The organism is Stenotrophomonas sp. Sm6012, assembly GCF_030985895.1.
GTDB lineage: Bacteria > Pseudomonadota > Gammaproteobacteria > Xanthomonadales > Xanthomonadaceae > Stenotrophomonas > Stenotrophomonas forensis.
The window spans coordinates 1-1,015 of sequence record NZ_JAPTFX010000288.1 but is presented as its reverse complement, the minus strand read 5'-3'; the positions used below and the strand labels follow the sequence as shown (position 1 = coordinate 1,015).

Here is a 1,015-nt window from a genome sequence, read left to right as displayed (position 1 = left end):
CCCCCGCCCCACCCGTACCGCCATGACCGCACTCCGCCAGACCACCCCGCTGGACCACCTGCTGACCGAGGCGCAGCGCGCCCTGGACACGGTGTTCGGCAACCCGCCGGCGGCCCGCCCCTACCCGGCCGCGGACACCGACGAGCCGGGCATGGACAGCACCGAGCGCCGCCACGCGGCGGGCCTGATGCGGATCAACCACGTCGGCGAGGTCTGCGCGCAGGGCCTGTATTTCGGCCAGGCGGCGGTGGCCCGCGACCCGGCCACGCGTGAACACCTGCTGGAAGCCGCCCAGGAAGAGACCGACCACCTGGCCTGGTGCGCCACCCGGCTGGGCGAGCTCGACAGCCGTCCCAGCCTGTTCAACCCGCTGTGGTACGCCGGCAGCTACACCATCGGCACCCTGGCCGGGCTGCGCGGTGACGGCTGGAACCTGGGCTTCGTGGTCGAAACCGAGCGCCAGGTGGAGGCCCATCTGGACGAGCACCTGGTCGACCTGCCGGCAGGTGACCTGCGCAGCCGCGCCGTCATCCAGGTGATGAAGGACGACGAGGCCCGCCATGCGGAACACGCCGAACAGGCCGGCGCCCGCCGCCTGCCGTTCCCGATTCCGGGGGCGATGGCGCTGGCCTCCAGGGTGATGAAGACCATCGCTTACCGGCTGTAAGCCCCAGGTAGTGCCGGCCACGATCAGGCCGACGCAGGCCAGGCGGGCCGGCGATGCGCTGTCGTTGAACAGGTAGATGCCCAGCACCGCCACGCCCATGGCGCCGATACCGGTCCAGATCGCGTAGGCCGTGCCGACCGGGATGCTCTTCATCGCCTGGCTCATCAGGTACAGGCTGATCAGGGCGGACACCACCGTGGCAGCGGTGGGCAGGGGTTTACTGAAGCCTTCGGAGTACTTCATTCCAAGGGCGAAACCGATCTCGAACAGGCCGGCCAGCAGCAGGTAGATCCAGGGCATGGGTGGGGGCTCCTTACCTTTTTTGAAAAAACGAAACGGGGGGCGGGG

1 protein-coding gene and 1 pseudogene are annotated in these 1,015 nt (G+C 69.6%); one reads left to right on the top strand and one right to left on the bottom strand.

From position 1 onward, the window contains the following. The first annotated feature begins 22 nt into the window (after positions 1–22). On the top strand, positions 23–667 hold the full coding sequence (coq7, locus tag O0J73_RS22425) for a 2-polyprenyl-3-methyl-6-methoxy-1,4-benzoquinone monooxygenase (RefSeq protein WP_053509146.1): 645 nt from the start codon (positions 23–25) through the stop codon (positions 665–667). On the opposite strand, the pseudogene O0J73_RS22420 reads toward coq7, so the two are convergent. Continuing rightward, a pseudogene (locus O0J73_RS22420) lies at positions 656–967 on the bottom strand (multidrug efflux SMR transporter); the annotation flags it as partial. The gene coq7 and the pseudogene O0J73_RS22420 sit on opposite strands and share 12 nt — an antisense overlap. Positions 968–1,015 lie beyond the last annotated feature (48 nt).

Coding starts and splice junctions, on each gene's coding strand:
- coq7 (WP_053509146.1), top strand. CDS start 23: ATGACCGCACTCCGCCAGACCACCCCGCTGGACCACCTGCTGACCGAG.